The sequence below is a fragment of the Methanobrevibacter sp. genome, assembly GCF_045577275.1.
GTDB lineage: Archaea > Methanobacteriota > Methanobacteria > Methanobacteriales > Methanobacteriaceae > Methanobrevibacter.
The window spans coordinates 1-5,127 of sequence record NZ_JAZNIB010000061.1 but is presented as its reverse complement, the minus strand read 5'-3'; the positions used below and the strand labels follow the sequence as shown (position 1 = coordinate 5,127).

Annotated in this window: 5 protein-coding genes; 1 reads left to right on the top strand and 4 read right to left on the bottom strand. The window is 34.9% G+C overall.

The window, feature by feature from the left end; genetic code table 11:
* Window positions 1-271: 271 nt before the first annotated feature.
* On the bottom strand, window positions 272-1,042 hold the full coding sequence (locus ACKI67_RS01940; protein ID WP_407461710.1) for an SDR family NAD(P)-dependent oxidoreductase: 771 nt from the start codon (window positions 1,040-1,042) through the stop codon (window positions 272-274).
* 237 nt (window positions 1,043-1,279) lie between these two features.
* Here ACKI67_RS01940 and ACKI67_RS01935 point away from each other — a divergent pair, with 237 nt between their 5' ends.
* Window positions 1,280-2,347 (top strand): zinc-binding dehydrogenase, encoded by a 1,068-nt coding sequence (locus tag ACKI67_RS01935; RefSeq protein WP_407461709.1) that lies wholly within the window; start codon window positions 1,280-1,282, stop codon window positions 2,345-2,347.
* A gap of 120 nt (window positions 2,348-2,467) precedes the next feature.
* On the opposite strand, the gene ACKI67_RS01930 is transcribed toward ACKI67_RS01935, so the two are convergent.
* The 3 genes from ACKI67_RS01930 to ACKI67_RS01920 all read right to left on the bottom strand — a co-directional run bounded on the left by ACKI67_RS01930 (window position 2,468) and on the right by ACKI67_RS01920 (window position 4,463).
* Complete coding sequence (locus ACKI67_RS01930) at window positions 2,468-3,010, bottom strand: DUF2115 domain-containing protein (RefSeq protein WP_407461711.1); 543 nt, start codon at window positions 3,008-3,010, stop codon at window positions 2,468-2,470.
* 117 nt (window positions 3,011-3,127) lie between these two features.
* Window positions 3,128-3,868, bottom strand: coding sequence for an MBL fold metallo-hydrolase (locus ACKI67_RS01925; protein ID WP_407461708.1), 741 nt, complete (start codon window positions 3,866-3,868; stop codon window positions 3,128-3,130).
* 115 nt (window positions 3,869-3,983) lie between these two features.
* Window positions 3,984-4,463 (bottom strand): bacterioferritin, encoded by a 480-nt coding sequence (locus tag ACKI67_RS01920; protein ID WP_407461707.1) that lies wholly within the window; start codon window positions 4,461-4,463, stop codon window positions 3,984-3,986.
* Between the last annotated feature and the right edge of the window lie 664 nt (window positions 4,464-5,127).

Here is a 5,127-nt window from a genome sequence, read left to right as displayed (position 1 = left end):
AATAAATAAGATTATTTTTAATAAAATTTAATTAATCAATTGTTTTTTTGAACATACGCCCAATTTAAAGAAAAATAGAAAATAGTAATACTTTTTTTAAAATTTGTATTAAGTAATACTTTTTTTAAAATTAGTATTATTATTTAAAGGGGAAAAATAATGAAAAAAGTAATAAAAATAAAAAAATAATAGGATAACTTTTAAAATATATAAGATAAACTATTTTTATATTTTTAAAATTAAAAAAAGTAGATAAGATTAAAAATCTTATCTAAATTGAAGTCCAACCACCATCAATACAGATCAATTGACCTGTACAGAAACTTGATGCATCAGATGCCAAGTAAATTGCAATACCATCCAATTCACCAGGTGCACCTACTCTTCCCATTGGGCAGTATGCTTGGATTACAGGTGCAAATTCAGGAGAATCAATCACTTCTGCAGTCATTTCAGAAGCGAAGTATGCTGGACCGATTGCATTAACTGTAATGTTGTATGGAGCCCATTCAACAGCTAAATCTTGAGTGAGATTCTTTACTCCACCTTTAGAAGAGGTGTAAACGCTTACTCCTCCACCAGCAATGGACACTCTGGAGTGAATTGAACCTAAATTGATGATTTTACCGTACTTTTGTTCAACCATGAATTTTCCTACAGCTCTTGAAGCATAGTAAACACCACTTAAATCTATTTTCAAGTGTTTGTCCCATTCTTCGATTGTCTGTTCAAGAGCAGGTTTCATATGTCCGACACCAGCACTGTTTACCAAAATGTCAATCCTTCCGAATTTGTCTATGACCTTTTGTACGGATTCCTCAACATTTTCATAATCTGTTACATCAGTTACTGCATACATGACTTCTACACCGAATTCATCTGCAATCTCTTCTGCAACTGCTTTCAATTTGTCTTCACGTCTTGCAAACAATGCAAGTTTAACGCCTTGGCTTGCAAATGCCTTTGCAATTTGCACACCTAAACCAGAAGATCCACCGGTTATTACTGCTATTCTGTCCTTGATATCAAAATAGTTTTTCATGTTTTCACCTTCCAACTATATAAATAGTCTGTAATGAAAAGTATATTGAACATTCCATATAAAATTATACTTAAACCTGTTAAGTTTTTAGAAAAAATAAAAATAATTGAATTTTATTTACAAATACATATATATTATTGAATATAATTCAAATCAATAGACAAATTTTATATATTCCCTAAAATATATCATTAATCACAATTTAATTAAAATAAATTTAAAAAAGGAAGTTTTATTATGAAAGGATTTGGAATGATAAAAGTTGATGAATCTGGCTGGTTCGAAGTTGACGAACCTGTTGCAGGACCTTTAGACGCTATTTGTAAACCTATTGCAGTAGCTCCTTGTTCTTCTGACACCCATTTCTTGCATGGTGGATCAGGACCTGCAGAAAACAGAATCTTAGGACATGAAGCAATTGCGGAAGTTCTTGAAGTTGGAGAATTGGTAACAAAATTCAAACCTGGCGACAAGGTTATTGTTCCATGTACCACTCCTGATTGGTCTGAAAAAGGAGTGCAAGTGAAAGGAGGCAATAACGCTCACGATATAGACACAATGACCAGTTTTAAATTTTTAGCCATAAAAGACGGAGTATTTGCAGAAAAGTTCTCTGTCAACTATGCTGATGCAAACCTAGTATTGCTTCCAGATGATGTTGATGTTGCAGATGCCTTAATGATCACTGATATGATGTCCACAGGTTTCTATGGAGTTGAAATGGCAAACGTTAACTTTGGTGATACTGTAGTCGTATTCGGTATTGGACCTGTAGGATTGATGGCAGTTGCTGGTGCAAAATTAAGAGGTGCAGGTAAGATATATGCTACTGGAAGCAGACCAAACTGCGCTGAACTTGCATTGGAATATGGTGCCAGCGAAATCATCAGCTATAAAAATGGAAACACTGTAGAACAGATTTTAGAAAAGCAAAATGGTGAAAAAGTAGACTGCGTAATCATTGCAGGAGGTAATTCAAGCACATTCAATGAAGCGCTTCAATTGGTAAAAAGTAATGGATACATTGGAACCATCAATTTCTATGATATTGAAGATACATTTACAGTGCCAACATTCTTAACAGGTCTTGGAATGGCAGACATCAATATCAGAGGAGGATTCTGTCCTGGTGGAGCCTTAAGAGCTGAAAAACTATTAAAATTGATTCAAAACGATAGAATCCACCCAGGAAAAACATTCAATTATGAATTCCATGGATTTGAAAAAATAGAAGAAGCTTTCAAACTTATGGATGAAAAGCCAAAAGACTTAATCAAACCTATCATTTACACAGATGATATATAGATTAATCTTTAATCTTTTCTTTTTTTATTTTTAATTTTATTTTTTTATAATTTTTTTATAATTTTTTTCTATTTTTATTTAAACTACTGTTCTCTTATTTTAAATTAAAATTATATCTTCTTAAAAATCCAATTGTTCTGCAATGCACATTTTACAGACTGCATTAGGGGACTCAGCATTTGCATCCTTTACAGGACAATAATACTTTCCATCTATTTCCTCTACATACAATGAACCTGGAAATGGAGTCCCTACAGGATGTATTGGCTCTTCAAGAATAAAAGTAGTGTATAGTGATATGATAGCATAAACCAAAGGAAATTTTGTTTTATGGCTTATTGATTCAGCATCTTCATAGGACTGCAATGTTGACACTGCATCTATAAACTCATCCTTATCGATTTTATGAGTATAGTGATTGTTATTGCTCCTTACTTCCTTTAAGCGAGCTAAAAAGTATTTGGCATATATTCCATGAGCTTTCTCTTTATAGCTGTCCTGAACATATTTGCTCTCTTCAATCAGTTCTGCATTGATCTTCATTAGGTCAAATACAGAGACAGTTCCAGCATAGTCCTTTAAGATTTGCAAAAGAGCGTCATTGGATATGCTATCCTCTCCGATAACAACATTTGAAAACTCCTTATACATTTCCTCATTCATAGTCAAACCACTTCACCATTTAAATGTTTTAATGGATATTTAAAAAAAATAAAAGTAAAAATAAAAATAAAAATTGTTAAAAGAAATAAAAAAATAAAAAAATAAGTAAAAACCTATCTATTCAAAATAAATAGGTTCTGGAGGATTGTTCAAATCAATGATCTTCTTGTTTTCAAGATTTTCAGGCCCATATGGAGTGTGGGTTGACAAGTATACTGTAGGATTATTTGAAATGAATTCACGTACATTGTCTAAAGTTTCTCTTGATTTTTCAATATCTTCGAAGATAATAGATAGCTTATTTGCGTACAATGCCTCATCAGTATATGTAATGTCACCATGAATCATGTAAAATACATCATCAACCTCGACAATTACAATGCTGTTTCCATTAGTATGGCCAATAGCTTCAATTAGATATACACCATCCGCTATTTTTTCTGATTTTTCGAAATTATAATAGCCTCCACTGCCATATTCAACAGGAACTATATTGTCTCCTTCCAACTCCATGTCATCAGCTTCAATCTTGGACATGTAAACCTTAGCATTAGGGAAATTTCTAAGTTCACCAGTATGGTCAGGGTGCTTGTGAGTAATCAATATCTTTGAAACATCCTCTGCCTTATATCCTAATTCATCCAATGCAGACATGTAATCAGTTATCCTGTCTCCATTGTGAATCATTGTATCTTCATCAACTTCCATATCTGGAAATTCCTTAGGCATGTCAGTGTCTACAAGGATTACTTCATCCCCAGTATCAATCAAATAGTTTTGAAGACTTGCACGATATTTGATAGATGAGTCGAAGTTTTCCATTCCTTCTTCTCCACCAAAAGCAAAAGGCTGCTTCATAAAGCCGTTTTCATATGTTCTTATAGCTTTAATTTTAATTTTAAACCCCTCCAATTTCTTAAATATGTTTAAGAGGCCCAACATTAATCTTGATTTTGACTATTCTTGATTATGATTATTCTGCAGTTTGATCATTGATTAACAATTGTGTTAAGTAATTTTGCTTACCGATCATTTTGCATAAATCAAGCTGTTGTTCACTCCAATACATATCTTCTTCTTCATCTTTTAAATAGATTTTCATTAAGTCGAGAGTGGTTGAATCTAAAATGCCTGATTCAATTACTTCATTGATAAATGCAATTCCTTCAACAGATACATTGTAATCATATTCAATGAATTCGATAATATCCTCATAAATAGGTTTAGCTTCTTGAGCTTCTTGTTTGATTTCTCCACCTAAATCAAGGATACGGTCCATGAATTGTTCTACGAAATCCATTTCTTCAGTTGCATGAGCAGTGTACTTATCTCCAAGAGATTGGAATCCTAAACCTGCAAATACTTTAGATTGAATTCTGTGTCCAAATGAATTTGCAGATAAACCTGTTACGATAGCTTGTAATACTTCAATAGTCTTTTCTTTATCAGACATAATTTCACCTTTTAAATTTGACTTAAGACTCTTAAGTCTTCAATAATATATTAAATTTTTTTATATTTATAAACTCATCTTGTAAGGAGATGACCTGCTTGATGTAGTGGCTGAGAAGCTGTGGAACGAGCAAGCAATCGGAGGATGCCATCCTAAGCCCGCTGGGGGCTTACATGCAGTGTGGCTCAGTGGCGGGAGTCGTGGGTGGAAAAGGCCTTCAGCATGCTGAATTAATGGCGCACCAGAGATGGTGTCCCATACTTGGAGGAGACGATTGAGGGTAAAGTCCCAAGAAATTGTGCCCAGTGTGGCGGGTGATCAGTAGGCTGAAGTTGAGGGCTGGCATGGAGCAAGCCACGAACGTAACCATCGGAATCGTTAAATTCCTCGGGCACTGCGGCAGCACACATCTGCCTCAATCCAAACCGTTCCATATCGGTCGATATGGAGGCGAATAGCGGGCGGGCCGTTGCGCCGCCGTACGAAATGGGCTGAGTGCCCGCGCCTTGATGTGAATTGCGGACGGCTTTCGTGCTTATGTCTGACATACAAACCGTGGTCTTTGGTTTGTTGAACCAATAGAGGGCTCTATCAGACGGTTGCCTTCTTGCGGAATCATACTCCCAGTCGCTGCCTTGTACTGCGGCAGGGCAACTTACGACAT